General features: G+C 67.3%; 24 protein-coding genes. 12 read left to right on the top strand and 12 right to left on the bottom strand.

Translation table 11 applies throughout. The annotated features are described in order from the left end of the window. Window positions 1-3: 3 nt before the first annotated feature. The 4 genes from L540_RS00330 to L540_RS00315 all read right to left on the bottom strand — a co-directional run bounded on the left by L540_RS00330 (window position 4) and on the right by L540_RS00315 (window position 3,528). On the bottom strand, window positions 4-1,299 hold the full coding sequence (locus L540_RS00330; RefSeq protein ID WP_043209124.1) for a TRAP transporter large permease: 1,296 nt from the start codon (window positions 1,297-1,299) through the stop codon (window positions 4-6). Continuing rightward, complete coding sequence (locus L540_RS00325) at window positions 1,292-1,792, bottom strand: TRAP transporter small permease (protein WP_043209120.1); 501 nt, start codon at window positions 1,790-1,792, stop codon at window positions 1,292-1,294. The genes L540_RS00330 and L540_RS00325 overlap by 8 nt, the downstream gene beginning before the upstream one ends. Before the next feature lie 5 nt (window positions 1,793-1,797). Then, the gene (locus L540_RS00320; RefSeq protein WP_043209119.1) at window positions 1,798-2,772 is read right to left on the bottom strand and encodes a TRAP transporter substrate-binding protein; all 975 of its coding nucleotides are present in this window, start codon (window positions 2,770-2,772) and stop codon (window positions 1,798-1,800) included. 138 nt (window positions 2,773-2,910) lie between these two features. Continuing rightward, window positions 2,911-3,528 carry a DUF4286 family protein gene (locus L540_RS00315; protein WP_043209117.1) on the bottom strand — a complete coding sequence of 206 codons (618 nt, stop codon included), beginning with the start codon at window positions 3,526-3,528 and terminating at the stop codon, window positions 2,911-2,913. Window positions 3,529-3,695: 167 nt separating this feature from the next. Between L540_RS00315 and L540_RS00310 the strand changes: the two genes are divergently transcribed. Further along, window positions 3,696-4,202, top strand: a complete 507-nt coding sequence (locus tag L540_RS00310) for a winged helix DNA-binding protein (protein WP_043209114.1) — start codon at window positions 3,696-3,698, stop codon at window positions 4,200-4,202. Between the two features lie 39 nt (window positions 4,203-4,241). Further along, window positions 4,242-7,865, top strand: coding sequence for a hydantoinase B/oxoprolinase family protein (locus L540_RS00305; protein WP_043209113.1), 3,624 nt, complete (start codon window positions 4,242-4,244; stop codon window positions 7,863-7,865). On the opposite strand, the gene L540_RS00300 is transcribed toward L540_RS00305, so the two are convergent. After that, window positions 7,850-8,887 carry a C45 family autoproteolytic acyltransferase/hydolase gene (locus L540_RS00300; protein ID WP_068945282.1) on the bottom strand — a complete coding sequence of 346 codons (1,038 nt, stop codon included), beginning with the start codon at window positions 8,885-8,887 and terminating at the stop codon, window positions 7,850-7,852. The genes L540_RS00305 and L540_RS00300 overlap by 16 nt on opposite strands. A gap of 190 nt (window positions 8,888-9,077) precedes the next feature. Here L540_RS00300 and glnH point away from each other — a divergent pair, with 190 nt between their 5' ends. The 3 genes from glnH to glnQ all read left to right on the top strand — a co-directional run bounded on the left by glnH (window position 9,078) and on the right by glnQ (window position 11,299). Beyond that, the gene (gene glnH / locus L540_RS00295) at window positions 9,078-9,830 is read left to right on the top strand and encodes a glutamine ABC transporter substrate-binding protein GlnH (protein WP_043209111.1); all 753 of its coding nucleotides are present in this window, start codon (window positions 9,078-9,080) and stop codon (window positions 9,828-9,830) included. A gap of 84 nt (window positions 9,831-9,914) precedes the next feature. Then, complete coding sequence (gene glnP / locus L540_RS00290) at window positions 9,915-10,574, top strand: glutamine ABC transporter permease GlnP (protein ID WP_043209109.1); 660 nt, start codon at window positions 9,915-9,917, stop codon at window positions 10,572-10,574. Beyond that, window positions 10,571-11,299, top strand: a complete 729-nt coding sequence (glnQ, locus tag L540_RS00285) for a glutamine ABC transporter ATP-binding protein GlnQ (protein ID WP_043209107.1) — start codon at window positions 10,571-10,573, stop codon at window positions 11,297-11,299. Before glnP ends, glnQ begins: the two co-directional genes overlap by 4 nt. Before the next feature lie 25 nt (window positions 11,300-11,324). On the opposite strand, the gene L540_RS00280 is transcribed toward glnQ, so the two are convergent. The 3 genes from L540_RS00280 to gmk are packed head-to-tail and all read right to left on the bottom strand — an operon-like array spanning window position 11,325 to window position 14,521. Then, window positions 11,325-13,622 carry a RelA/SpoT family protein gene (locus L540_RS00280; protein WP_043209105.1) on the bottom strand — a complete coding sequence of 766 codons (2,298 nt, stop codon included), beginning with the start codon at window positions 13,620-13,622 and terminating at the stop codon, window positions 11,325-11,327. Between the two features lie 23 nt (window positions 13,623-13,645). Then, the gene (rpoZ, locus tag L540_RS00275) at window positions 13,646-13,849 is read right to left on the bottom strand and encodes a DNA-directed RNA polymerase subunit omega (RefSeq protein WP_003811126.1); all 204 of its coding nucleotides are present in this window, start codon (window positions 13,847-13,849) and stop codon (window positions 13,646-13,648) included. A 39-nt stretch (window positions 13,850-13,888) separates the two neighbouring features. After that, a complete protein-coding gene (gene gmk, locus L540_RS00270) occupies window positions 13,889-14,521 on the bottom strand; it encodes a guanylate kinase (protein ID WP_082149495.1) in 633 nt (210 codons plus the stop codon). A gap of 173 nt (window positions 14,522-14,694) precedes the next feature. On the opposite strand from gmk, the gene L540_RS00265 reads away from it, so the two are divergent. Beyond that, window positions 14,695-15,465, top strand: a complete 771-nt coding sequence (locus L540_RS00265) for an SDR family oxidoreductase (RefSeq protein WP_043209100.1) — start codon at window positions 14,695-14,697, stop codon at window positions 15,463-15,465. 17 nt (window positions 15,466-15,482) lie between these two features. Here the strand turns inward: L540_RS00265 and L540_RS00260 are convergent, their stop codons facing one another. Beyond that, window positions 15,483-16,067: a C40 family peptidase gene (locus tag L540_RS00260; RefSeq protein WP_043209096.1), complete on the bottom strand. Its 585-nt coding sequence runs from the start codon at window positions 16,065-16,067 to the stop codon at window positions 15,483-15,485. 251 nt (window positions 16,068-16,318) lie between these two features. On the opposite strand from L540_RS00260, the gene L540_RS00255 reads away from it, so the two are divergent. Next, window positions 16,319-17,809, top strand: coding sequence for an AMP nucleosidase (locus tag L540_RS00255; RefSeq protein WP_043209094.1), 1,491 nt, complete (start codon window positions 16,319-16,321; stop codon window positions 17,807-17,809). An 84-nt stretch (window positions 17,810-17,893) separates the two neighbouring features. Then, window positions 17,894-19,075 carry an MFS transporter gene (locus L540_RS00250; RefSeq protein WP_043209093.1) on the top strand — a complete coding sequence of 394 codons (1,182 nt, stop codon included), beginning with the start codon at window positions 17,894-17,896 and terminating at the stop codon, window positions 19,073-19,075. A gap of 19 nt (window positions 19,076-19,094) precedes the next feature. Here the strand turns inward: L540_RS00250 and L540_RS00245 are convergent, their stop codons facing one another. Further along, entirely contained in the window at window positions 19,095-20,021 is a 927-nt protein-coding gene (locus tag L540_RS00245) for a YicC/YloC family endoribonuclease (protein WP_043209092.1), read from the bottom strand. A 113-nt stretch (window positions 20,022-20,134) separates the two neighbouring features. Between L540_RS00245 and rph the strand changes: the two genes are divergently transcribed. Together rph and L540_RS00235 are read left to right on the top strand one after the other, a co-directional pair. After that, complete coding sequence (gene rph / locus L540_RS00240) at window positions 20,135-20,890, top strand: ribonuclease PH (RefSeq protein ID WP_043209091.1); 756 nt, start codon at window positions 20,135-20,137, stop codon at window positions 20,888-20,890. An 83-nt stretch (window positions 20,891-20,973) separates the two neighbouring features. After that, the gene (locus tag L540_RS00235; protein ID WP_043209090.1) at window positions 20,974-21,378 is read left to right on the top strand and encodes a group III truncated hemoglobin; all 405 of its coding nucleotides are present in this window, start codon (window positions 20,974-20,976) and stop codon (window positions 21,376-21,378) included. A gap of 11 nt (window positions 21,379-21,389) precedes the next feature. Here L540_RS00235 and L540_RS00230 read toward each other — a convergent pair whose 3' ends face one another. Both L540_RS00230 and L540_RS00225 read right to left on the bottom strand, forming a co-directional pair. Beyond that, window positions 21,390-22,748, bottom strand: coding sequence for an MmgE/PrpD family protein (locus L540_RS00230; protein ID WP_043209088.1), 1,359 nt, complete (start codon window positions 22,746-22,748; stop codon window positions 21,390-21,392). 5 nt (window positions 22,749-22,753) lie between these two features. Next, a complete protein-coding gene (locus L540_RS00225; protein WP_043209086.1) occupies window positions 22,754-23,914 on the bottom strand; it encodes an acyl-CoA dehydrogenase family protein in 1,161 nt (386 codons plus the stop codon). 127 nt (window positions 23,915-24,041) lie between these two features. Here L540_RS00225 and L540_RS00220 point away from each other — a divergent pair, with 127 nt between their 5' ends. After that, on the top strand, window positions 24,042-24,956 hold the full coding sequence (locus L540_RS00220) for a LysR family transcriptional regulator (RefSeq protein WP_043209083.1): 915 nt from the start codon (window positions 24,042-24,044) through the stop codon (window positions 24,954-24,956). A gap of 80 nt (window positions 24,957-25,036) precedes the next feature. Beyond that, entirely contained in the window at window positions 25,037-26,650 is a 1,614-nt protein-coding gene (locus tag L540_RS00215) for a methyl-accepting chemotaxis protein (RefSeq protein ID WP_048025713.1), read from the top strand. Window positions 26,651-26,672 lie beyond the last annotated feature (22 nt).

The following is a 26,672-nucleotide window of genomic DNA, read 5'->3' as shown; positions in this document are numbered from 1 at the left end:
GGGCTACATGTTCTGCGGCAGCCAGGTGGCGATGCCGGGCAGGTAGTAGAGAATCAGCACCGCCAGGATCATCAGGAAGAACATGGGCAGCGAGGCGCGGGCGATATAGGGCAGCTCGCGTCCGCTCATGCCCGAGAGCACGAAGAGGTTGAAGCCCACCGGCGGCGTGATCTGGGCCATCTCGACCACGAACACAATAAAGATGCCGAACCAGATGAGATCGATGCCGGCGGCCTGCACCGTGGGCAGCAGCACGCCCATGGTCAGCACCACGATGGAGATGCCGTCCAGGAAGCAGCCCAGGATGATGAAGAACACCATCAGCGCCATGATGAGGCCGAGCTGCGACAGGCCCAGTCCGCCTATCCATTCGGCCAGCGCGCGCGGCAGGCCGATATAACCCATGGCCAGCGTGAGGAATTGCGCGCCCGCCAGGATGAGGGCGATCATGCAGTACAGGCGTGTGGCGCCCATGAGCGACTGCATGAAGGACGAGCGGTTCAGCGAACCTTGCAGGGCCGAGAGCGCCAGGGCGCCCACCACGCCGACCGCGGCCGCTTCGGTGGCCGTGGCGATGCCGGTGTAGATCGAGCCCAGCACGGCGCCGATGAGCAGGACCACCGGGATCAAATGCCGCGATTGCGCCAGCTTCTGGCGCAGGCTCATGCCGGGATCGGCCGCGGGGACTTCCTTGGGGTTGCGGATGGCCCACCAGGCGATGTAGCCCATGAAGAGCAGGGCCAGCAGGATGCCAGGCAAGATGCCGGCCATGAAGAGCCGCGCGATGGAGACATCGGCCGCGACCCCGTAGACGATCATGATGATGGACGGCGGGATCAGCAGGCCCAGTGTGCCGGCGCCCGACAGGGTGCCCAGGATCTTGGCCTCGGGGTAGCCGCGGCGCGTGAGCTCGGGGATGGTCATCTTGCCCACGGTGGCGCAGGTCGCCGCCGACGAGCCCGAGACCGCCGCGAAGATGGCGCAGCCGATCACATTGGTATGCAGCAGCCGGCCCGGCAGGCGGTTGAGCCAGGGCGCCAGGCCCTTGAAGAGGTCTTCCGAGAGCCGCGTGCGGAACAGGATTTCGCCCATCCACAGAAAGAGCGGCAGGGCAGTGAGGGTCCAGCTCGAGGCCGCGCCCCAGATGGTGACGGCCATGGCGTCGCCGGCCGGGCGGCTGGAGAAAATCTCCATCCCTATCCAGGCCGTGCCCGCCAGCGTCAGGCCGACCCAGACTCCGCCCGCGAGCAGGGCGAAGATGGAGACGACCAGCATGGTGATGACAAAGATTTCATTCATGGGTTTGCTGCGAAGTGGCGGCGGCCTGGCCGCGTAGGCGTCGGATCAGTTCATCGATCATGGCGACGAGGAAAAGCACGGTGCCCACGGCCATCGAGATCTGCGGGATCCACAGCGGCGTGGCGTCGTTGGACGTCGACACGTCATTGAAGAGCCAGGAGTCGTGGGTGAGCTTGACGCTGAAATAGGCGAAGCTGGCCGATAGGAGCACCCCGACGGCCAGCGCCGCGATATCCAGCCGCCGGCTCTTGAGCGGCGACAAGGAGTTCAGCAGCAGCGTCACCCGGATATGCTCGCCGTGCTTGAATGTGCTGGCCAGGGCCAGGAAGCCCGCCGCGGCCATGAAATACCCGGCATAGGCGTCGGTGCCCGGGATATTCAGGCCCAGTTGGCGGGCGATGATGGCGGCCAGCACGGAGACCAGCACGCCGATGGTGCACAGGCCGGCCAAGAGGCCGGCCGCGCCGTACAGAGTATCGAGTAGACGGCGCATGGATATCAGGGCTTCCGGAACTCGGCGATCATGGCCTGGCCGTCGGCGCCGGCCTTCTTGAGCCAATCATCCAGCATGCGCTTGCCGATCACGCCCAGGCCTTCCTTGAGTTCCACCGTGGGCTTGACGATTTCCATGCCGTTCTTGGTCAGGGCCTCTTTGTACCAGGTGTTCTTTTCCTGGGACAGCTTCCAGCCGCGGGCCTCAGCCTGGGCGCCAGCCTTCTTCAGGGCTTCCTGCGTGGCGGGATCCAGGGCGTCGAAGGCCTTTTTGTTCACGATGACGGCGTTCTTGGGCAGCCAGGCTTCGGTGTCGTAGAACTTCTTGATGTACTCGTAGGTCTTGGTGTCGTAGCCCGTGGAGCCGGAGGACATATAGGAGTCGATCACGCCCGTGGCCATGGCCTGGGCCAGTTCGGCCTGCTGCACGGTGACGGGCTGCGCGCCGGCCAGCTCGGCGATCTTGGCCGTGACCGGGCTGTAGGCGCGCCACTTCAGGCCCTTCATGTCGGCGACCTTCTTGATGTCGCGATTGGCGAAGATGCCTTGCGGCGGCCAGGCGACCGCGTACAGCAGCGTCATGCCCTGCGAGTTGAGCTTCTTCTCGAGAAAGGGCTTCTGCGCCTGGTAGAGCTTGAAGGAAGCCTCGTAGCCGGTCGCCAGGAAGGGCAGGCCGTCCAGTTCATAGATGGGGTCTTCGTTGGCGAAGTTGCTCAGGAGGATCTCGCCGATCTGGGCCTGGTTGCCCTGGACCGCGCGCTTGATCTCCGGCGCCTTATACAGCGAGGCATTGTTGTGCAGCGTGATCTTGAGCTTGCCGGCGGAGAGTTCGTCGACTTCCTTGACGAATTGCGTCAGGTTCTCGACGTGCAGGTTGCTGGCCGGATAGGCGGTGGGCAGGTCCCATTTGGTCTGGGCCTGGGCGCCGGCGCTGAACGCCAGGACGATAGCGCCGGCGAGCAAGCTGAGCTTTTTGTACATGGAAAGTCCTTCTTGTGTGGGGATGGAACAGGAGCGGTTCGCGATGCCGCTCGGGACGGACCGGCCGCGGGGGCCGTTGCATTCTAGGGTGGCGGAATTGGTTTAGGACTAAAAGAGGAGGGTGCTTGCGGGTAATTCCTAGGGTGCCCGGGGCGCTGACAGTTCGGCCGATTGCAGATCCCAGAGCAGGTCGAAGACCTGCGCGTCGGGGTGCTGGCCGAGGACGGCCTGGGCGGCCTCGGGCGTCGCGGCCTCGACCAGGCAGACCGGCGCCAGCACGCGCGTGGCGGCGTCTTCGGAGGGCAAGGGGGTGGACAGGGCGGGGTCGGGCGTCAGCCGCCGCAGGCCCAGCACGCCGTCCAGGGCCAGCAGCGCTTGCACCGCGGCGGGCGACGGCGCTTGCGGAATCAGCAGCAGGATGGCGCCCGTGCCATATCCGCCCAGGGGGGTGACCGCCATGACGCGGCGGCGGGTGTTGCGCATGCGCCCGAAGTTGGCCAGCGACCACGCCGTCTGCTGGGAGAAGGCCTGGCGGTAGGCTTCGCTGCCGAAGACCGAAAGAGAGTCGGTGCGGTACAGGGCCAGGTAGCGCGGCGCGGCCTGGCGGGCGCGGTAGCGGCGCGCCCAGACAAAACCGGGGATGGCGGCCCGCTCGGCCATGTGTTCGCGGTCGTACCAGCGGTTGAAGTCGGCCTCATGCGCGGGGTCGATGTCGGTCCAGATGAAGAGTTCGCCCATGACGTCGGAGTAGGCCATGCTGTGCTTCGGGGCAGTTCCAAAGTGCGCATTGTGGGGACGGGAGGGCCGTTTACGCGACTGGGGAAAACCCTCTCCTTTTTATCGTTAAAAAAATCCGATTTTCGTTGAGAAAACGTCGATAAATTATTAATATTTCGCTCCATCGGAATCTTGCCGGAGCCATCATGAAAGAGAATCTCATCGCTTCGTCGGCGCATTTGGCCGCGGGACGCGCGCCTGATCTTTCCGAGGTCGAGTTCGGCCTGATGATCGCCGGCCATGCCTTCGATCGCTGGACGGTGCGCTGCATGGCCGCCGCCGGCCTGCCGGACCTGACCGCCACCGATGTCATGGTGCTGCACCACGTCTATCACCGCCAGCGCCCCAAGAAGTTGGCCGACATCTGCTTCACGCTCAATGTCGAGGACACGCACATCATCAACTACGCCCTGAAAAAGCTCGAGCGCCAGGGCCTGGTGCGCGGCGACCGCAGCGGCAAGGAAGTGTTCTACAGCGTGACCGAACTGGGCGCCGGGCATATCAAGCGCTACGCCACCATCCGCGAGCAATGCTTGCTCGACGGCATGGAGGCCAACGCCGGCGGCCTGGAGTTCACGCGGCAGCTGGCCAATACCCTGCGCGCCCTGTCCGGCCTGTATGACCAGGCCGCGCGGGCGGCGACGTCTCTCTGAGCGGTTTTCTCCTTTACCTGACTTTTTGCTGAGGTTTCTATGAAGTGGCAATTCTGGATCGACCGTGGGGGCACGTTTACCGACATCGTCGGCCGCCGCCCGGACGGCAGCCTGGTGACGGCCAAGATGCTCTCCGAAAACCCCGAGCAATATCGCGATGCGGCCGTGGCCGGCATCCGCAAGCTTCTGGGCTTGGCGCCCGGGCAGGCCGTGCCCGCCGAGCAGGTCGAGTGCGTCAAGATGGGCACCACGGTCGCCACCAATGCGCTCTTGGAGCGCAAAGGCGAGCGCACCCTGCTGGTGACCACGCGCGGCTTTCGCGATGCCTTGCGCATCGCCTACCAGAACCGTCCGCGCCTGTTCGACCGCCATGTCGTGCTGCCGGAAATGCTCTATGAACAGGTGGTCGAGGCCGACGAGCGGCTGGCCGCCGATGGCAGCGAAGTGCGCGCCCTCGACGAGGCCGGCCTGCGCGCCTCGTTGCAGCAGGCCTATGACCGCGGCATACGCGCCCTGGCCATCGTCTTCATGCATGCCTGGAAGACGCCGGCGCACGAGCAGCGCGCCGCGGCCCTGGCGCGCGAGATCGGCTTTACGCAGATTTCGGTCTCGCATGAGACCAGCCCGCTCATCAAGTTTGTGTCGCGCGGCGATACGACGGTGGTGGACGCCTATCTGTCTCCCATCTTGCAGCGCTATGTGGACCAGGTGGCCTCGGAACTGCCGGGCATCCGGCTGATGTTCATGCAGTCCAACGGCGGCTTGACCGACGCGCACCGCTTCCGTGGCAAGGACGCCATCCTGTCCGGGCCGGCCGGCGGCATCGTCGGCATGGTGCGCACCAGCGAGCTGGCCGGCTTTGACCGCATCATCGGCTTTGACATGGGCGGTACGTCCACCGATGTTTCGCACTATGCCGGCGAGTTCGAGCGCGAGTTCGAGACCCGGGTGGCGGGGGTGCGCATGCGCGCGCCCATGATGAGCATCCACACCGTGGCCGCCGGCGGCGGCTCCATCCTGCACTTTGATGGCGCGCGCCTGCGCGTGGGGCCCGATTCGGCCGGGGCCAATCCGGGTCCGGCCTGCTATCGCCGGGGCGGGCCGCTGGCCGTGACCGACTGCAACGTGCTGCTGGGCAAGATACAGCCGGCCTTCTTTCCGCGCGTGTTCGGGCCGCAGGCCGATGAGGCGCTGGACGCCGAAGTGGTGCGCGCCAAGTTCGAGGCCCTGGCCGAAGCGGTGAGGGCGGCGACCGGGCGCGCCATGACGGCCGAACAGCTGGCCGAAGGCTTTCTGGAGATCGCCGTCGGCAATATGGCCGAGGCCATCAAGCGTATTTCGGTGCAGCGCGGCCACGATGTCACCGAGTACGCGCTGACGACTTTCGGCGGCGCCGGCGGCCAGCACGCCTGCCTGGTGGCCGACGCCCTGGGCATGACCACGGTCTTCGCCCATCCGCTGGGCGGCGTGCTGTCGGCCTATGGCATGGGCCTGGCCGACCAGACCGATATGCGCCAGAAGACCGTCGAGCAGGTGCTCACGCCTGAGCTGCTGGACAGCCTGGCCGGCGAGCTGGAGGCGCTGGCCGCGCAGGCGGTGGGCGAACTGCGGCGCCAGCATGTGCCCGAGGCCGATATCAAGGTGCAGCGCCGCCTGCACCTGAAGTACCGGGGCACGGACACGGCGCTGGAGGTGCCCTATGGGCCCATCGAGGCGGCGCGGGCGGCCTTCGAGGCGGCCTATCGCCAACGCTATTCCTTCCTCATGCCCGGGCGCGAGCTGGTGGTCGAGACCATCTCGGTCGAAGCCACCGGCGGCGGCGAGACCGTCACCGAGACGGTGGCCCCGCGCCATCGCCAGGGTGCGCTGGCCGCCCGCGGTTCGGTGCGCATGTATAGCGCCGGCGCCTGGCGCGATACGCCGCTCTACGTGCGCGAGGACCTGGTGCCGGGCGACGTCATGGCCGGGCCGGCCATTATTTCCGAGCCCAATCAGACGACGGTGGTCGAGCCCGGCTGGCAGGCCGAGGTCAGCACGCTGGACCATCTGGTCCTCAAGCGCGTGCAGGCCAGGGTAGAGCGCCGCAAGGTGGGCACCCAGGCCGACCCGGTCATGCTGGAGGTGTTCAATAACCTCTTCATGTCGATCGCCGAGCAGATGGGCTATCGGCTGCAGAACACCGCCTATTCGGTCAACATCAAGGAGCGCCTGGACTTCTCCTGCGCCATCTTCGACGCCGAGGGCAATCTCATCGCCAATGCGCCGCATATGCCGGTGCACCTGGGGTCCATGGGCGAGTCCATCAAGACGGTCATGCGGGCCAACCAGGGCCGCATGAAGCCGGGCGACGCCTATGTGGTGAACGACCCCTACCATGGCGGCACGCACTTGCCCGACGTCACCGTCATCACGCCGGTCTTTGACCGGCAGGGCCGCGACATCCTGTTCTACGTGGGGTCGCGCGGGCATCATGCCGATATCGGCGGCACCACGCCCGGCTCCATGCCGCCCGATTCGCGCACGGTCGAGGACGAAGGGGTGTTGTTCACCAACTTCCAGCTGGTGCGCGACGGCGAGTTCCGCGACGCCGAGGCGCGCGCCATCCTGGGCTCGGGCCGCTGGCCGGCGCGCAACCCGGACCAGAACATCGCCGACCTGCATGCGCAGATCGCCGCCAACGAGAAGGGCGTGCAGGAGCTGCTGCGCATGTGCGACCACTTCGGCCTGGACGTGGTGCGGGCCTATATGGGCCATGTGCAGGACAATGCGGAAGAGGCCGTGCGCCGGGTGATCTCGGTGCTCAAGGACGGCGAATACCGCTATCCCCTGGACAACGGCGCGGTGATCCAGGTCAAGGTCAAGGTGGACCGCGAGGCCCGCAGCGCCGTGGTGGATTTCACCGGCACCTCGGCGCAGCTGGAGAACAATTTCAATGCCCCGGGCGCCATCTCGGTGGCCGCGGTGCTGTATGTCTTCCGCACCCTGGTCAATGACGAGATCCCCCTGAACGCGGGCTGTCTCAAGCCCCTGGAGATCATCATCCCCGAGGCGTCCATGCTGCGTCCCAATCCGCCGGCCTCGGTGGTGGCCGGCAACGTGGAAACCTCGATGTGCGTGGTCAATGCGCTCTATGGGGCCCTGGGCGTGCTGGCGGCCAGCCAGGGCACGATGAACAACTTCACCTTCGGCAATACGCGCTACCAGTATTACGAGACCATCTCGGGCGGCACCGGGGCCGGTCCCTTGCGTATCGACCGGGCCGGTCCGCAGGACGAGGGTTTTGCCGGAACCTCGGTGGTGCAAGCGCACATGACCAACTCGCGCCTGACCGACCCCGAAGTGCTGGAGCTGCGCTTTCCGGTCAGGCTGGAGTCGTATGAGATCCGCGAGGGCTCGGGCGGCGCCGGCCGCTATCGGGGCGGCGATGGCGGCGTGCGGCGGGTGCGCTTCCTGGAGCCCATGACGGCGGCCATTCTGTCCAACAACCGCCGGTATGCCCCTTTCGGGCTGGCCGGGGGCGGCGAAGGCCGGATGGGCCGCAACTATGTCGAACGCGCCGATGGCCGCATCGACGAGCTGGGCCCGCAGGACAGCACCGAACTGGCCGCCGGCGATGTCTTCGTGGTCGAAACCCCGGGAGGAGGCGGTTATGGCCCGGCCTGATCGCCGCCGCGGATGTCCAGCTTGAGCACCGCCTCGGGCCCGCGGTCATAGACCCGCAGGCTCAGGCGCCCGTCGCGCAACTCGAACAGCGCCGTGGCGAGGGTGTTTTCTTCGTCGGGGTCCTGCGGGTCGGTGCGCAGGATGGGCAGCTCGCCGCTGGCATCCAGCAAGGCGGTGACCAGATCGCCGCCGCCGGCGCTGCCGCTCCAGCCGTCCATCAGCTGCTCGGCGCGGCGCTGCCGCGCCGCGGATGAGTCGGTGATCACCTGGGGCGGGCTGCCCGGGTGCAGCAGGTGGTTGGCGTGGGCGTAGCCCTTGCTGATTTCCTGGATGGCGCACTGCGTCGGGCTGGCCTCGACGCTGAAGAGGCGGCGGTCGCGGGCCGAGCCCAGCATATGGTGAAAGCCGCCGGCGCGCGGCAGGTCGCGCAGCAGGTCGAGGGCCTGGTCCAGATCGGTGCAATCCAGCACGGCGCGGGCCAGCAGCATGCGCGGCACGCCGGCCTGGCGCTGGCGCGCGCGCACGTTGTTGATGGTTTGCGCCAGCCCGGCCCGATTGCCGGCGAAGGTATGGCCGGGCAGCGAACCGGGGTAGTAAAAGCCGACATAGCCGGGCGCGCCCTCCGGGCGCACGTCCACGATGCGGCAGCGGCCGCGCAGATAGGGGTCGCCGTCTTCGTTGTGGGCCATCCAGCGCGCGCCGTCGGCGCCGCGCCAGGCCAGCGAGGTGCAGCCGTCGGAGGATTTGCGCAGCAGGTCGCCGCGGCAATTCCAGAGCAGCACGTCTTCGAGCGGCATGCGCAGCCCCTCGGCCAGGCCCTCGAGCTCCAGCCAGATGTGCGGCAGGGCGGCCTTGGCGGCTTCGCCCAGCGCGTCCAGGAAGGCATGGCCGCGCCAGGGGCGCAGGGCGGCCCAGGTGCTGCTCTGATCCAGGTAGGCGGGCATGATGGCGCGCGCCAGCTTGCCCAGTTCCAGGCCGATCTGCTGCCGGCCGCCCTCGATGATGATGGGATTGAACGTCACAGCCGGCTCCCCGGGGAATTGGGACTGGGCTTCCATTGTAATTTCGATCGATGGCTGTGCCACGGGGGACGGTTGCGTTAAGATCGTTCGCAAGCCAGGCCGCGGTCCGTCCTCGGGCCCCGGGCTGGCGCCCAGACTCGGCTCACCTTGGCGGTATGGGCGCAGCCTGTTGAACCCACAGGAGAAAACCATGATCAAAGGTAAAGTCGCGGCCGTCCTGATCGGTCTGTCCGCCACGATGTTCGGTTCAATATCCACCGCCTCGGCCCAGGGCAAGGAACTGGTCGTGGCCACCGATACGGCCTTCGTGCCCTTCGAGTTCAAGCAGGGCAGCACCTATACCGGTTTCGACATCGACCTCTGGGCGGCCATCGCCAAGGAACTCAACCTCAAGTACAGGCTGCAGCCCATGGATTTCAACGGCATCATCCCGGGCTTGCAGACCAAGAATATCGACGCGGCGCTGGCCGGCATCACGATCCGCGACGATCGCAAGAAGGTGATCGATTTTTCCGACCCTTATTACGAAAGCGGGCTGGCCATCCTGGTCTCCGACAAGAACAACGACATCAAGGCCGCCAAGGACCTCTCCGGCAAGACGGTGGCCGTCAAGACCGGCACGGCGACGGTGGACTTCCTCAAGGCCCAGGTGCCCGAGGCCAAGCTCAAGCTCTTTCCCAATATCGACAACGCCTATCTCGAACTGGCCACCGGTCGCGTGGATGCCGCGGTGCACGACACGCCCAATGTCCAGTACTACGCCAATACGGCGGGCAAGGGCCGCGTGAAAGTCGTGGGCACGGTCAAGAGCGGCGACTTCTATGGCATCGCCTTCCCCAAGGGCAGCGAGCTGGTGCCGCAGGTCAACAAGGCCTTGGCCGCGCTCAAGGCCAATGGCGAGTACGACAAGATCTACACCAAGTGGTTCGGCAAGGCGCCCTGATGCGCCTGCGCTGAACAAACCGGTGGCCGCGCGTGGAGCATGCTTCGCGAGCGGCCATGTTTTTTCCGCCGGGAGGGGGGAAGCGTGGATTTTGATGTATCGGTAATCTGGGACGCACTGCCCAATCTGCTTGACGGCACCTTGATGACCGTCAAGATCACGCTCTGGGGGCTCGTCGGGGGCTTCATCCTGGGCGCGCTGGCCGGCGTGGCGCGGGCCTATGGGCCCAGGCTGGTCTCCGGCATCGCGCAGGTCTATGTGGCCGTGATACGGGGCACGCCCATCGTCGTGCAGGTGATGTTCATCTACTTCGCCTTGCCGCTGCTGGTGCCGGGCATGCGCGTGGAGGCGGAGACCGCCGCCATCGCCACGCTCATCATCAACTCGGGCGCCTATATCGCGGAGATCGTGCGCGGTTCGCTGCTGTCGGTGGCGCGCGGCCTGAAAGAAGCCGGACAGGCCATGGGCCTGCCGTTTTCGAAGATTCTGTTCTACATCATCGGGCCGGTGGCCTTCCGGCGCATGATTCCGCCCCTGGGCAACCAGTGCATCATCAGCCTGAAGGACTCATCGCTGTTCATCGTGATCGGCGTGGCCGAGCTGACGCGCCAGGGACAGGAGATCATGGCCAGCAATTTCCGCGCGGTCGAGATCTGGTCGGCGGTGGCCATCGTCTACCTGATTCTTACCGGCCTGATGGCCCTGGGCCTGCGCCTGCTGGAAAAAAGGATGCGCATACTATGAGCATGGTCGAGTTCAAGGACGTCATCAAGCGCTTCGGCGATTCGGTCGTGCTCGACGGGATCACGGTCAATGTCGACGTGGGCGAGGTCGTGGTGGTCGTGGGGCCGTCCGGTTCGGGCAAGTCGACGTTTCTGCGCTGCATCAATGTGCTGGAAACCATAGACGGCGGCGATCTGCGCGTCGATGGCATCAGCGTGCTGGGTTCGGCCGAGGACGTGCGCACCATCCGCCGCGAGGCCGGCATGGTGTTCCAGCAGTTCAATCTCTTTCCGCAGATGACGGCGCTGGAGAATGTGATGTTCGGCCCGGTGCATACACGGGGCGCGGGCCGGGACGAGGCGCGCCAGATCGCCCGCGATCTGCTGGGCAAGGTCGGCCTGTCCGAGCGCATGGACCACTATCCGGCGGAGCTATCCGGCGGCCAGCAGCAGCGCGTGGCCATCGCCCGCGCCCTGGCCATCAAGCCCAAGCTCATGCTGTTCGACGAGCCGACCTCGGCCCTGGACCCCGAGCTGCGGCACGAAGTGCTCAAGGTCATGCGCGATCTGGCCGAAGAGGGCATGACCATGGTGGTCGTCACGCACGAGATGGAATTCGCGCGCAAGGTCGGCAGCCGCCTGCTGTTCATCGACGGCGGCAAGATCGCGCACGACGGCAAGCCCGAAGCCTTGCTGAGCGACCCGCCCAGCCAGCGCCTGAGGGATTTCCTGCAGCACGTGGCCTGAAGCCGGCGCGCCACCCCGGGGGCCCTCAGCCCTTGACGCGGACGATCTTCTGGACCTGGGGCACGTGCCGGATGGCGCGGATGACCTGGGCCAGATGCTTGCGGCTGTCGACCTGCACCGTCAGGTGCAGCGATACCGTGGAGACGGCGTCATCGTGCATGGTCACATGGACGATATTGGCGTCGGCGGCCGTGACTTCGGCCGCGATGCGGCCCAGCACGCCGCGCTCGTTGCGGGTGATGATGTCCAGCCGGGTGGGCAGGTGCTTGGCGGTCTGCTTGTCCCAGGCGACGGTGACCCAGCGCTCCGGTTCGCGCAGGCGCTGGCGCATGGCCACGGGGCAGTCGGCCGTATGCACGACCAGGCCATGGCCCAGGCGCATGCCGGCGATGATGGGGTCGCCGGGCAGGGGGCCGCAACAGGGCGCGAGCTGGACGGCCTGGCCTTCGTTGCCCTGGATGAGGATGGGCGCGGCGCGCGCCGAGGTGATTTCGTCCACCGCCGCGGCGGTGGTGGCGACCAGATCGTGTTCGGGGGCGAAGCGGCGCGCCACCACGGCGGCCAGGCGCTTGCCCAGGCCGATGTCGGCCAGGATCTCGTCGCGCGAACTGGCGCCGGTGCTGCGCGCCAGCTTGCTCCAGGCCGGGTCGTCGGCCGGCGGCATGGGCAGGTGCAGTTCTTGCAGGGTCTGCGACAGCAGGCGCTCGCCGAAGGCCACCGATTCTTCATAGCGCACCGTGCGCAGGAAGTGGCGGATCTCGGAGCGCGCGCGGCCGGTGCGCACGTAGTTGAGCCACTGGGCATTCGGGCGCGAGGCCGGCGAGGTGATGATTTCGACCGTGTCGCCGCTGGCAAGCTCGGTGCGCAGCGGCACGAACTCGCTATTGATCTTGGCGGCCACGGCCTGGTTGCCGATATCGGTGTGGATGGCGTAGGCGAAGTCCACCGGCGTGGCGCCGCGCGGCAGCGAGATGATCTTGCCGCGGGGGGTGAAGACATACACCGCATCCGGAAAGAGATCGACCTTGACGTGCTCAAGGAACTCGCCCGAGTCGCCCGTCTGGCTCTGGATGTCCAGCAGCGATTGCAGCCACTGGTGCGTGCGTTTCTGCAGCTCGTTGAGCGTCAGGTCGGCATCCTTGTAGAGCCAGTGCGAGGCCACGCCTTCTTCGGCGATATGGTGCATGTCGCGCGTGCGGAACTGGAACTCCACCGGCGTGCCATAGGGGCCGACCAGCGTGGTGTGCAGCGACTGGTAGCCATTGACCTTGGGGATGGCGATGTAATCCTTGAACTTGCCCGGCACGGGCCGGTAGAGCTGATGCAGCGTGCCCAGCGCCAGATAGCACTCGGGCAGGGTGTGCACGATGACACGAAAACCGTAGATGTCCAGGACCTCGGAGAAGCTCTTTTTCTGGTCCGCCATCTTGCGGTAGATGCCGTAGAGCGTTTTCTCGCGGCCCGTGACCTCGGCCTCGATGCCGGCGGCGGGCAGGGCGGCGCGCACCGCGTCCTCGATCTTGCTGATGACCTCGCGCCGGTTGCCGCGCGCAGCCAGCACGGCCTTATACAGCACCTGGTAACGGTTGGGATACATGGCCGCGAAGCACAGGTCCTGCAGCTCGCGGAACAGCAGGTTCAGGCCCAGGCGATGCGCGATGGGCGCGTAGATGTCCAGGGTCTCGCGGGCGATGCGCCGCCGCTTCTCGGGGTTGACCGCGTCCAGCGTGCGCATATTGTGCAGGCGGTCGGCCAGCTTGATGAGGATGACGCGCACATCGCGCGCCATGGCCAGCAGCATCTTGCGAAAGCTCTCGGCCTGCTGCTCCGCCTTGGTCGCGAAGTCCAGGCGCTCCAGCTTGGACAGGCCGTCGACCAGCTCGGCGACCTCGGGGCCGAAGCGTTCGGCCAGCTCCTGCTTGCTGACGCCCTGGTCTTCGATTACGTCATGCAGCAGGGCGGCCGACAGCGCATTGGCGTCCAGCTTCCAGCCCGCGCAGATTTCGGTGACGGCGATGGGGTGGGAGATATACGGGGCGCCTGAGGCGCGGAACTGGCCCAGGTGGGCCTGGTCGGCGAAGCGATAGGCTTCGCGCACCCGTTCGACGTCCTTGGGTTCGAGATAGGTGCTGATGATCTCGGTCAGGGGCGCCAGGGAGGCGATGGGGGAGGCCGCGTTTTCGACGGCGGCGGCCTGCTCCGCCGTGGGCGCGGGGCCGCCATTGACTAGCGCCTTTTTGCCGCCGCGCCGGCCCAGGCGCGAGCCCGCGCGCAGCGCTGCGAGTAGACCTGAAGAGGCATACTTCAGTCCGGGAAAAGCCATGCTAGCCGCCTCCCCGGCCGGGCTCAGGTCGGGACTTTACGCAGCATTTCCAGGCCGGTCAGGCCGGAGGCAATTTCACGCAGCGCGGTCACGGTCGGCTTGTCCTTGCTGTCCAGGCGCGGGGCATGGCCTTGCGCCAGCTCGCGGGCGCGATAGGTCGCCGCCAGCGTGAGCTTGAATCGGTTGGGGATCTGGTTCAGACAATCTTCGACAGTGATGCGGGCCATGGAATTACCTGGATATGCTGACGTTGGGAACGGGGCGTTTCAGTGCGATGCGGGGATGCCGAGCTGCGCAAACAAGCTGGCGTTGCGCACCGCCTGAGACGAAAAACGCAGCCGCGCGGCGCTGATGACTTGCATCAGCTCCGACAAGGCCACGCTAAATTCTTGATTAATAATAACATATTCGCATTCCGGCGCGTGGGCGATTTCGCCGCCGGCGGCCAGCAGCCGGCGCGAGATCACCTGCTCGGAATCCTGGCCACGGGCCTTCAGGCGCGCTTCGAGCTCTTCGATCGACGGCGGCAGGATAAAGATGCCGATGGCCTCGGGGTAGCGCTGCTTGACCTGGCGCGCGCCCTGCCAGTCGATTTCCAGCAGGACGTCGCGGCCGGCGGCGGTGGCCTCGTCGATCAGGTCGCGCGGCGTGCCATAGAAATTGCCGTGCACCTCGGCCCACTCCAGCAGGCTGTTGGCCTCGCGCAGGGCGGCGAAGGTTTCCTTGGTGACAAAACGATATTCGCGGCCATCCTGTTCGCCCGGGCGCGGAGCGCGGGTGGTGGCGGAGACGGACAGCGTGATGGACGGGTCGCGGTCGAGCAGGGCCCGGACCAGGCTGGATTTGCCGGCGCCACTGGGAGCGACGACCATGAAGACATTGCCGGAATGAGCGGACATGGAAGAGAAACGCACGGTACGAGAGACGAAGCATAGCAAATCGGGCGCCTGGCCGGGCGGCGCGTGTCCATCGGCCCGGTCCGGACATGCGAGGATTCCGTCACGCCCGCTTTCAATCCGGGGACGGGGTTTGGGTTAGGATTCCGGCATTGCGAATCTTGCGGGAGAAGCTTATGCAATCGAACGACACGCCCGGTTCCCGGGTGGCGCTGGTCACCGGCGCGGGAACCGGCATCGGCCGGGCAGTGGCGCTGGAGTTTTTGGCTCAGGGCTACAAGGTGGTGCTGGCCGGCCGGCGCCGCGAACCCCTGGAGCAGACACGCATCGCCGCCGGCGAGGACGGGGTGCGCGCCCTGGTCGTGCCGACCGACGTCACGCAGGAGGCGGATGTCCGCGCCCTGTTCGACGAGATCCAGCGCGAGTACGACCGCCTGGACGTGCTCTTCAACAATGCCGGGCGCAACGCGCCGGCCGTGCCCATCGAAGACCTGCCCGTGGACGTGTGGCGCTCGGTGGTCGACACCAACCTGACCGGCATGTTCCTGTGCGCCCAGGCGGCGATCCGCCTCATGAAGGCGCAAAGCCCGCGTGGCGGGCGCATCATCAACAATGGTTCGATTTCATCGCATGCGCCGCGGCCGTACTCGATCGCCTATACCGCGACCAAGCATGCCGTCACCGGCCTGACCAAGTCGATTTCGCTGGATTGCCGCGCCTATGGCATTGCCTGCGGCCAGATCGATATCGGCAATGCCGCCACCGACATGACCGAGCGCATGGCCAAGGGCGTGCTGCAGGCGGATGGCTCGACCCGCGTGGAGCCGCGCATGGACGTCGCCCATGTGGCGCAGGCCGTGGCCGGCATGGCGCAGCTGCCGCTGGACGCCAATGTGCAGTTCATGACCATCATGGCCACCAACATGCCTTTCGTGGGCCGCGGCTGAGGGCGGCGCGCCCCGTGTCAGCCGGCGTTCTGGGCCAGCAGCGGCGCGGGGCGGTCGTCGACATAGCTGCGCGCGCCGACGTAGCGCTTGGCCCAATAGCCGTTGTCCAGTTTGTCGACGCGCACCTTGGCGCCGCGCGAGGGCGCGTGCACGAACTGGTTCTGGCCGATATAGATGCCCACGTGCGAGGTCACGCCGCGGCGATTGGTCGCGAAGAACACCAGGTCGCCCGGGCGCAGCTGGCGGCGGTTGACGTTGTTGCCCGATTGACGCTGCGCGCGCGAGGTGCGCGGCAGCTCGATGCCGGCCGTTTCGCGGAACACGAACAGGGCCAGCCCGCTGCAATCGAAACCATCGACGGGATCGTCGCCGCCCCAGCTGTAGGGCGTGCCGATCTTGTCCAGGCCAGCCTGGACGATGCGGTCGCGCAGCGTGGGCACGGTGGCTTCATTGGCAAGGCTCAGGCCTTGCAGCGTGCCCAGGGCGGTGGGGTGCAGCGAGGCCTGGGCCGCGCCGGAAAAACATAGCGCCAGCAAGGGGGCGCAGAACAAAGCAGACAACGAGGGCCATTGTCGGCGGACTTTTCGCGTGGGAGGAGTCATGCGGCACTTTAGAAAGCAAAGTGTGGACGGATGGCTACAGAGAACCTGTCTCTTACGTGTAAGCCGGCGGCAAGGCGCAACCATAACAGCAGCAAGCCGCGGATGGGAATGAAATAGTATTTCATTACATCTTTCATCTGCTGCAGGACTTTTGTTGCCCGATGTGCCGCTGCGCCGGGCGGGGCGGCGCCAATGCGGCATAATCGGCTACGCGCGCCGTCCCGGCCGCGCGGCAGCAGGGAAAGAGAGCCATGAGTGCAGTCTATTCAGCAGCCAATCTCTACCGTCCGGAACCCATCCCCTTTGAACGCTTCGATGATGCGCGCGCCGCCGTCGAGCGCCTGACCGAGATCTACGACCGCAATACGGCTTTTTTGCGCCAGGCCTTCCAGGATGTGCTGCATGGGCGCGGCCCGAGCGGCCGCGTGCGGGCCTGCTACCCCGCCCTGCGGATCTCCGTGCAGACGTATGACCTGATCGACTCGCGGCTGTCCTATGGGCACGTCGCCGAGCCGGGCCGCTACCAGACCACGATCACGCAGCCGGCGCTGTTCACCGACTACCTGGCCGAACAGATCGGCCTGCTGCTGCAGAACCACGGCGTGCCGGTCGAGGTGGGCGAGTCGGACATGCCCATCCCCCTGCATTTCGCCTTTCCCGAGGGCGCCTATGTGGAGGGCGAGCATCTGGAAAGCCTGAAGCGGCCGCTGCGCGATCTGTTCGACGTGCCCGACCTGGCGGTCACCGATGACGCCATCGTCAACGGCTCCTGGCGCGGACGCGACGGCGAGCCGCATCCGTTGGCGCCCTTTACCGCCACGCGCGTGGACTATTCGCTGCACCGCCTGCAGCACTACACGGCGACCGCGCCCTTGCACTTCCAGAATTTCGTGCTGTTCACGAATTACCAGTTCTACGTGGATGAGTTCTGCGTGCGCGCGCGCGCCCTGATGGCCGAAGGCGGCGGCGATTATGACGCCCTGGTCGAGCCCGGCAACCGCATCACCCGGCGCGGCGAGACCGCCTCGCCCGCCGATCCGGGGCAGCGCCTGCCGCAGATGCCGGCCTATCATCTCATCCGCCCCAACCACTCGGGCATCACGCTGGTCAATATCGGCGTGGGGCCGTCCAATGCCAAAACCATCACCGACCACATCGCCGTGCTGCGTCCGCATGCCTGGCTGATGCTGGGGCATTGCGCCGGACTGCGCGATTCGCAGCGTCTGGGCGACTATGTGCTGGCGCACGGCTATGTGCGCGACGACCATGTGCTGGACGCCGACCTGCCGACCTGGGTCCCGGTGCCGCCGCTGGCCGAAGTGCAGGTGGCGCTGGAGCAGGCCGTGCAGGAAGTGGCGGGCCTGTCGGGCTGGGACCTCAAACGCATCATGCGCACCGGTACCGTGGCCACCATCGACAACCGCAACTGGGAGCTGCGCGACCAGGGCGAGCTGGTGCAGCGTTTCGCGCAGTCGCGCGCCATCGCCCTGGACATGGAATCGGCCACCATCGCGGCCAATGGGTTTCGCTTCCGGGTGCCCTATGGCACCTTGCTCTGTGTCTCGGACAAGCCCCTGCACGGGGAGCTGAAGCTGCCGGGCATGGCCAGCGCCTTTTATCGCCGGCAGGTCAACCAGCACCTGGAGATCGGCATCCGGGCGCTGGAGCTATTGCGCGGGATGGCGCCCGAGCGCCTGCATTCCCGCAAGCTGCGCTCCTTCACGGAGACCGCCTTTCAGTAGGCCAGCCCGCCGCTACACTCCCGGCATTTGGTGCCGGCGCCGCGCAATGTCCACGCGGCGGGCCCAGCCCTCATTCGCCCTTCCATGTCGCAACCCGATTCATTCAACCTGAAAAAGATCGCCGTCCCGGCGTTCGGCCCATCGCTGCTCTACGGCATCAGCAACGGCGCCATTCTGCCCGTCATCGCGCTCACCGCGCGCGACCAGGGCGCCTCGGTGGCCGCCGCCGGCCTGATCGCCGCCCTCATCGGGATCGGTTCGCTGCTGTCCAATATTCCGTCCGCCCTGATCACCGGACGTTTCGGCGAGAAGCGCGCCATGGTCGGCGCGGCCCTGTTGAGCGTGATCGGCCTGCTGCTGGTGATCGGTGTGCCCAGGCTCTGGGTGCTGGCGCTGGCCATGCTGATGCAGGGGTGCGCGCAGTCGGTGTTTCAACTGGCGCGCCAGAGCTACATGATCGAGGTCGTGCCGCTGGCCTACCGGGCGCGCGCCCTGTCGACCCTGGGCGGCACGACGCGCATCGGCGTCTTCATCGGTCCCTTCGCCGGCGCGGCGCTGATTCATTTCCTGGGGCTGGACGGCGCCTATTGGATCGCCATCTGCGCCATGCTGGGCGCGGGGCTGATCGCCCTCAAGGCGCCCGACATCGAGCCCAAGGGCATGCCCGGCGCGCCGCGCGCCCGCATGGGCGAGGTCGCGCGCGACCATCGCGGCGTGTACGCCACGCTGGGCGTGGGCGTCATGTTGATCAGCGCGCTGCGCGCCTCGCGCCAGGTGGTGATTCCGCTGTGGGCCGACCATCTCGGCCTGGACGCCACCACCACCTCGCTCATCTACGGCCTGGTCGCCGCCATCGACATGTCGGTCTTCTATCCGGCGGGCAAGGTCATGGACCGGCGCGGCCGCCTCTGGGTGGCGCTGCCCTGCACGCTGCTGATGGGGCTGAGCCTGATGGCGATACCGCTGACCGGCGGGGTGGCCAGCTTCATCCTGGTGTCGCTGGTGCTGGGCTTTGGCAACGGCATCGGATCGGGCATCGTGATGACGCTGGGCGCCGACGCCGCGCCGGCGGGCGCGCGCACGCAATTCCTCGGCATCTGGCGTTTCATGGCCGATCTGGGATCGAGCGGCGGGCCGGTGGCGCTATCGGCGCTGACGGCCCTGGTCTCGCTGGGCGGCGCCTCCTTCGGCATTGGCATCCTGGGCCTGGTGGCGGCCGGCGTGTTCTGGCGCTGGCTGCCGCCCGGGGCGCAGACGCGAAGTTAGGCCGGGCGGCCGGAAGACATCACTCGATATTCTGCGCCTGTTCGCGCATCTGCTCGATGAGCAGCTTCAGGTCCATGGCGGCGCGGGTGACTTCCAGGCTGCCCGCCTTGGAGCCCAGGGTGTTGGCCTCGCGGTTCATTTCCTGGAAGAGAAAGTCCAGGCGCTTGCCGGCGCTGCCCTTGCCTTTGCCGCCGGCCTTGCCGCCGCCTTCGCCCAGCAGATGGCGCAGTTCTTCGAGGTGGGAGCGCAGCCGCGAGAGTTCTTCGGCCACGTCGATGCGCAGGGCGAAGAGGCCGGCCTCCTGGGCCACGCGCTCGGTCAGCTCGGCGCCGCTGATGTGCGCAAAGCCGCCGGGGAAGGCGGCTTCCAGGCTTTCGCGCAGCTTGGTGGCGAGTTTTTCGCGGTGATCGGCCAGCAGCTGCGGCAGATGGCTTTCGACCAGTTCGACGATGCGGCCCACGCCGTCGGCGCATTCGCGCATCATGAGGGCCAGGCGTTCGCCTTCGCGGCTGCGGCCGTCCTGCAGCTGGCCGAGGGCCTGCTGGGCGGCGGTTACGCAGGCCGCGCCCCAGATCTGCGGGTCCAGCGCGTCATTGCCGCGCTGGCCGGGCCAGTTCAGGAGTTCGACCAGGCGCGGCGCGCTGACTTCGGGCAGGACGCGGCGGGCGGCCTGCAGCTGGTCGGCCAGCAGGCCGAGCCACTGCGGATCGAGCTGGGTGACTTCGTTGCCGGCATTGCGGGTGAAGCTGACGCGCACCTCGACCTTGCCGCGCGCCAGCTGGCTGGTCAGCAGTTCGCGCAGCGGGGTTTCGGCATGGCGCAACTCGTCGGGCAAACGGAAATAGAGGTCGAGAAAGCGGCTGTTGACGCTGCGCAGTTCGAGCGCGAGCGAGCCTTGTTCGAGATCGACGCGGGCGTTGCCGAACGCGGTCATGCTGCGAATCATGGTGGATGTTCCTGGAAATACAGGGGCGCAAGCCCCGAGGCGCGGGATTATGCCGGCAGAATAACCGATGCGGCGGGGCGCGCACGTACAATCCCGCTATTGATCTTTGCCTGATGACGATTCTGGAGTCCGCCTTGACCACTTCCGATACTTCCGTCCGCGCCGATGGCCGCGCCGTCGACGCCCTGCGTCCTTTTCGCCTGCAGCGCGGTTTCACGCGCTATGCCGAGGGTTCGGTCCTGGTGGTGGCGGGCAACACCCAGGTGCTGTGCACGGCCAGCGTGCTCGACAAGGTGCCGCCCTTCCTGAAGGGCAAGGGCGAGGGCTGGGTGACGGCGGAGTACGGCATGCTGCCGCGCGCCACGCATACGCGCGGCGACCGCGAGGCCGCCCGCGGCAAGCAAAGCGGCCGCACCCAGGAAATCCAGCGCCTGATCGGCCGCTCGCTGCGCGCGGTGGTCGATCTCAAACTCCTGGGCGAGCGCACGCTGCACCTGGATTGCGATGTGCTGCAGGCCGATGGCGGCACGCGCTGCGCCAGCATCACCGGCGCCTGGGTGGCCACGGCCGATGCCGTGGCGCTTCTGATGGCGCGCGGCGAGCTGGCGCAGAACCCGATCCGCGACCATGTGGCCGCGGTGTCGGTGGGCCTGGTGGGCGGGCGCGCCGTGCTGGACCTGAACTACGAAGAGGACGCGGCCTGCGAGGCCGACGTCAATGTCGTCATGACGGGCTCGGGCGCTTTCGTGGAAGTGCAGGGCACGGGCGAGGAGGCGACGTTCACGCGGGCCCAGCTCGACAGCATGCTGGTGCTGGCCGAGGGCGGGATCGCGCAGTTGGTGGCCGCCCAGCGGGCGGCGCGCAGCTAAAGCCTCAGGAGACGTCCGCCGGGGGCGTCCGTCATTTAAGATGTATTATAAATACATCTTAAATATCCCATGGGGATACGGCCATGTCGCAAGAGCCCTTATGCACCGAAGCGGAGATCCACGGCCTCGTGCATGCTTTTTATGCCCGCGTGCGCGCCGACGCGCGCCTGGGGCCTATTTTCAATGCGCATGTGGAGGATTGGGACGTGCATCTGGCCAAGCTGGTGGACTTCTGGTCGGCCATCCTGCTGCGCACGCGGCGCTTCAGCGGCACGCCCATGCCCAAGCACGCGGCCTTGCCCGGCCTGGACGCCGGCCTGTTCGAACATTGGCTGGCGCTGTTCCGGGACACGGCGCGGGCGCAGCCCAACCAGGCCATGGCGGCCCGGGCCTGCGCCATGGCCGAACGCATCGCGCAAAGCCTGTGGCTGGGCTATCAGTTAAACCGTGACCCGCAGGCGGCGCCCAGGGAGTTGCAGCTGTCCTGAGCGCGCTGGCCTCACGCGGCCAGCAGGGGCCCCAGCCTGGACTGCTCGGCCAGGTTCCAGACGGTATCGATCAGCTCGCGCAGTTCTTCGGGCCGCGCCGCGCCGGCATATTGACCCAGGCTCAGCGTCTTGGCCTCGATTTCGGCGCGCGACAGCGTGTTGCCCGGGTCGCCCTTGGGCTCGTCCACGCGGGCGCTCAACTCGCGCCCGTCGGCCGTGCGGACCTTGACCTTGCCGATCCAGCGTTGCGGATAGGCCTGGTCGACTTCGGGGTCCAGCGTCATGGTGGTGCGTTCGCGCCAGGTGGCCATGGCCGGATCGTCCAGCGCCGCATCGAACTCGGCCAGCCCGGCGCGCCCCTTGAGCGCGATCAGGCCCAGCACCGTGCCCATGGAAAACTTGGACTGATGCACCGTGGCCGGGTTGACGACCGGGCCCAGCACGTCCAGCGCGCCCTGGTGCACCAAGGCCTCGATGCTGGCGATGTCGCCGGCGCCCAGCTGGTTGTCGCGCATCAAGGCCTGCAAGGCGTCGGCGGCGGGGTGGGTGTGGCGGCAGGAGGCGTGGTATTTGAAGGAGGTCTCGGCCAGCGCCCAGCGCTCGCCCAGGCGATCGGTCAGGCGCGAGGGATCGGCGTCGCGCGACATGCCGGCGGCCAGGCCTTGCGGGCCTTCGAGGATCTGGCGCGCGCCGGTGAAGCCGTCGCGCGCCAGGTAGGCGGCCGTGATGCCGGCCGCCGCGGCGTGGGCGGTATGCAGCTGCTTGGAGTCGGCGGCGTCGCGCAGGAATTCCCACAGGCCGGCCGACTGGGTGCCGGCCGATCCGAGCGCGTTGAGCATGCGTTCGGGGTCCAGGCCCAGCAGGCGGCCCACCGTGACGGCGGCGGCCAGCGTGCCCACGGTGGCCGTGGTGTGGAAGATCTTGTAGTGCGAGCGGCCCAGGAATTCGCCCACCCGGATGCCGACTTCATAGCCCGCGACGGCGGCGGTCAAGAGATCGCGGCCGGACAGGCCCAGGGCCTGCGACACGGCCAGCGCCGGCGGGAAGATCACCGCCGCGGGGTGGAAGACCGAGCCGTTGTGCACGTCATCCTGCTCGACCACATGGGCCGCGGCGGCGTTGACCATGGCGGCGAACAGCGGCGAGCTGCGGCGGCGGTTCACGAGGATCTCGGCCGGGCCGTCGGCCGGGCCCATGGCCTGGGCATAGCCGGCCATGATCTGCACCGGACGCGCGTTGGCGCCGGCCAGGATGGAGGCCAGGGTGTCCAGCAGCAGGTCTTCGGCGCGGCGCAGCACCGGCGCCGGGATGTCTTCGTAACGGAGTTGGCTGGCGAAAGCGGCCAGCACGGCGCTGGGAGAGGTGGTCATGGCGGTCAGAAGGAGCGGGGCAGGCCCAGCACGTGCTCGGCGACGTAGGAGAGAATCAGGTTGGTCGAGATGGGGGCGACCTGGTAGAGACGGGTCTCGCGGAATTTGCGCTCGACGTCGTATTCGTTGGCAAAGCCAAAGCCGCCATGGAACTGCAGGCAGGCGTTGGCGGCCTCCCACGAGGCATCGGCGGCCAGCAGCTTGGCCATGTTGGCCTGGGCGCCGCAGGGCAGGTGGGCGTCGAAACGGCGCGCGGCCTCAAAGCGCATGAGGCTGGCGGCTTCCACATTGATATGGGCCCGCGCGATGGGGAATTGCACGCCCTGGTTCTGGCCGATGGGCCGGCCGAACACCACGCGCTCCTTGGCATAGGCGCTGACCTTGTCCACGAACCAATAGCCGTCGCCGATGCACTCGGCGGCGATCAGCGTGCGTTCGGCGTTCAGGCCGTCCAGAATGTATTTGAAACCCTTGCCTTCCTCGCCGATCAGGCTTTCGGCGGGGATCTCCAGGTTGTCGAAGAAAAGCTCGTTGGTCTCGTGGTTGACCATATTGGGGATGGGCCGCACCTGCATGCCGTGCTTGACGGCATGATGCAGGTCCACCAGGAAGATGGACATGCCCTCGGACTTGCGCGTGACCTGGTCCAGCGGCGTGGTGCGGGCCAGCAGTATCATCAGGTCGGAGTGCTGCACGCGCGAGATCCAGACCTTCTGGCCATTGATCACATAGCGGTCGCCGCGCTTGACGGCCGTGGTCTTGATGCGGGTGGTGTCGGTGCCGGTGGTCGGCTCGGTCACGCCCATGGACTGCAGGCGCAGTTCGCCGCTGGCGATACGCGGCAGGTATTCGCGCTTCTGCGCCTCCGAACCATGACGCAGCAGCGTGCCCATGTTGTACATCTGGCCGTGGCAGGCGCCCGAATTGCCGCCGCTGCGGTTGATTTCCTCCATGATGATGGAGGCCTCGGTCAGGCCCAGGCCCGAGCCGCCGTATTCCTGCGGGATCAGGGCGGCCAGCCAGCCGGCTTCGGTCAGCGCGCGGACGAATTCTTCGGGATAACCGCGTTCTTCGTCGATCTTGCGAAAATACTCGGCCGAAAACTGGCTGCACAGGTCGCGGACGGCTTCGCGGATGTCCTGGTAATCGTTCTGGGTGTCCTGCATGGGCGGGCTATTATCGGGTTTCAAAAAAGGGGAACAGGCAGACTGTGCCGCAAAGGCGGGCGGGCTGCCAATTTCGCATTGCTTAATACCGGGTTATCCAAACCCGAAGCACCAGGACACAACAGGCATGGCAACGCATTTCGACCTCACGGACCTGCAGCTGATGGTTCATATCGGAGACTGGCACAGCCTGACCAGGGCGGCCGAGAAATCGCACCTGTCCCTGCCGGCGGCCAGCACCCGGGTCAAGAATCTCGAAGAGCACTTCGGCACCCAATTGCTGTATCGCAACAGCCAGGGCGTGACCCTGACCCCCTCGGGCGAGGCGCTGACCCGTCATGCGCGCACCGTCATGCAGCAGATCGAGCAATTGCGCGGCGATATGCAGGAGTTCGCGCGCGGCGTCAAAGGCCATGTGCGGGTGCTGGCCAACACCACGGCCAGCACGGAGTTCATGCCGGCGGTGCTGGCGCGCTACCTGGCCGTGCATCCGGACGTCAATGTCGAATTGCGCGAGCGCCTGAGCTATCTCATCGTGCGCGCCGTGGCCGACGGCTCGGCCGACATCGGCGTGGTGGCCGGCTGCGCGCCGGATCCCAAGCTGCAATTCATCCCCTACCGCAGCGACCGGCTGGTGCTGGTGACGGCGAGCCGCCATCCCCTGGCCGGCGAAGACGCCGTGCCCTTTGCCGATACGCTGGGCTTTGACTACGTGGGCCTGTCCGAATGGAGCGCCATCCATCCCTTCCTGGTGCAGGCGGCCGCCGCCCTGGGGCGGACTTTCCGTTTCCGTATCGAGGTGGGCAACTTCGAGGCGGCCTGCCGCATGATAGAAAGCGGCGTGGGCATAGGCGTGATCCCCGAGTCCGTGGCGCTGCGCTATGCGCGGGTGCTGGATATCGCGGTCGTGCCGCTCACCGATGAATGGAGCGTGCGCCAGCTGCATATCTGTGTGCGCGATCTGGAAGCCCTGCCGGTCTTCGCGCGCGAGCTGGTCCAGACCATGATCGATGACATTCCCGAGGACGAAATCCCGGCCTGATGTCAAGAAACTGCCATGGTTGGCCGGGATAATCGGCGCACCGCGCCCTTAGGGGTTTGGGCGCCTGTTCCTGGATGGCTATGGCTAAGAATCTGCGGGTCGCGACGGCCCTGACCGCCACGATGGCGGTCTTTGTCCTTCTATTCGTCGCGGCCGCCGCGGCGGCGGTGGCGGCGCTGCGCGCCAACCAGGCCCATATCGAAGCCCTGGGGCGGGGCAATATCGAGCGCGCCAATGCCTTGAGCGACACCACGGCGCGGCTGTTCCAGGCGCGCGCGCAGCTGGCCGACGCCAAGACCTTCATGGAAGGCGGCCTTGAAGAAGACCGCAATGCGGCGCTGGCGCGCGCCGAAACCCTGCTGGAATCGGCGGCCCAGAGCGCGGCGCGGCTGCGCGCCAATCCCGACGCGGGCGAGGCCCGTTATGGCGCGGTGCTGGCCGCCTATGCGAACCTGGCCGACCAGGCGCTGCTGCCGCTGGCGGCCGCCATCAAGGGCTGGAATGGCATCCAGGCCAATCAGTTGAGCGACAAGGCGCTGCCGGCGGCCGCCGACGCCTATGTGCGGGCGGTCGATGCCTATCAGGGCCATGCGCGCCAGCAGGGCCGCGAGCTGCTGGCCCAGGCCGGTCGGATGGCCGACCGCATGGCGCTGGGCGCGGGGCTGCTGTTGCTGGCCGTGGGCGCGCTGGCGCTGCTGATCCGCCTGGCCTTCCGGCGCGCGGTGCTGCGCCCCTTGACCGAGGCGGGCCGCCACTTCGCGCGCATCGCCGACGGCGACCTGACCGCCGGCATCGCCGATCGCGGCGGCAACGAGATCGGCGTGCTCTACCGCGCCATGGGCCGCATGCAGGGCGGGCTGACACAGGCAGTGGCCAGTGTGCGCGGCGGTGTGGAGGCCATCCATGAGGGCGTGGCCGAGATCGCCGCGGGCGCGGGCGAGATGTCTAACCGCGCCGCCCGCCAGGCCGCCACGCTGCAGGAGACGGCCGCCAGCATGGCGGGGCTGGCCGATACCGTGAGCCAGACCGCGCACAATGCCGACCAGGCCAGCCGCCAGGCCGAGGGCGCGGCGCGCCTGGCGCGCGAAGGCGGCGCGGCCGTGCAGGACGCCGTGCGGAGCATGCGGGAAATCTCGGCCTCGGCCGGGCGCATCGGGGAAATCGTGGGCGTGGTCGACAGCATCGCCTTCCAGACGAACATCCTGGCCTTGAACGCGGCGGTCGAAGCCGCGCGGGCCGGCGAGCAGGGCAAGGGCTTCGCCGTGGTGGCCGCCGAGGTGCGTTCGCTGGCGCAGCGCAGCGCCCAGGCCGCCCGCGAAATCAAGGCCCTGATCGAGGCATCGCGCGAGCGCGTGGCCGCCGGTTCGCGCCACGTGGCCCAGGCCGGCCGGACCATGGAGGCCATGGTCTCGGCGGTGGATGGCGTGATGCGGCTGGCGGGCGATATCTCGCATGCCAGCGCCGAGCAGGCCGCGGGCATCACGGCGGTGAACCGGGCGGTGGCCGAGGTCGACCGGGGCACGCAGGAGAATGCGGCCATGGCCGAGCAGACGGCCGCCGCGGCCATGGCGCTGGAGGGGCAGGCCCAGTCCTTGCGCGCGGCGGTGGCGGTGTTCCGCTTGCGTGAGGGGCAGGGGGGCGGAACTGCCCCTCATGACGAGGCCTTGGCTTGGGCTTGTTGCATATTGTCATGATTGCGGCCGGCCATGGCCGCCA

This window comes from Bordetella pseudohinzii (genome assembly GCF_000657795.2).
Classification (GTDB): Bacteria; Pseudomonadota; Gammaproteobacteria; order Burkholderiales; family Burkholderiaceae_B; genus Bordetella; species Bordetella pseudohinzii.
Note: the sequence above shows the minus strand (reverse complement) of the source record. Positions and strands in the feature narration are given on the sequence as shown.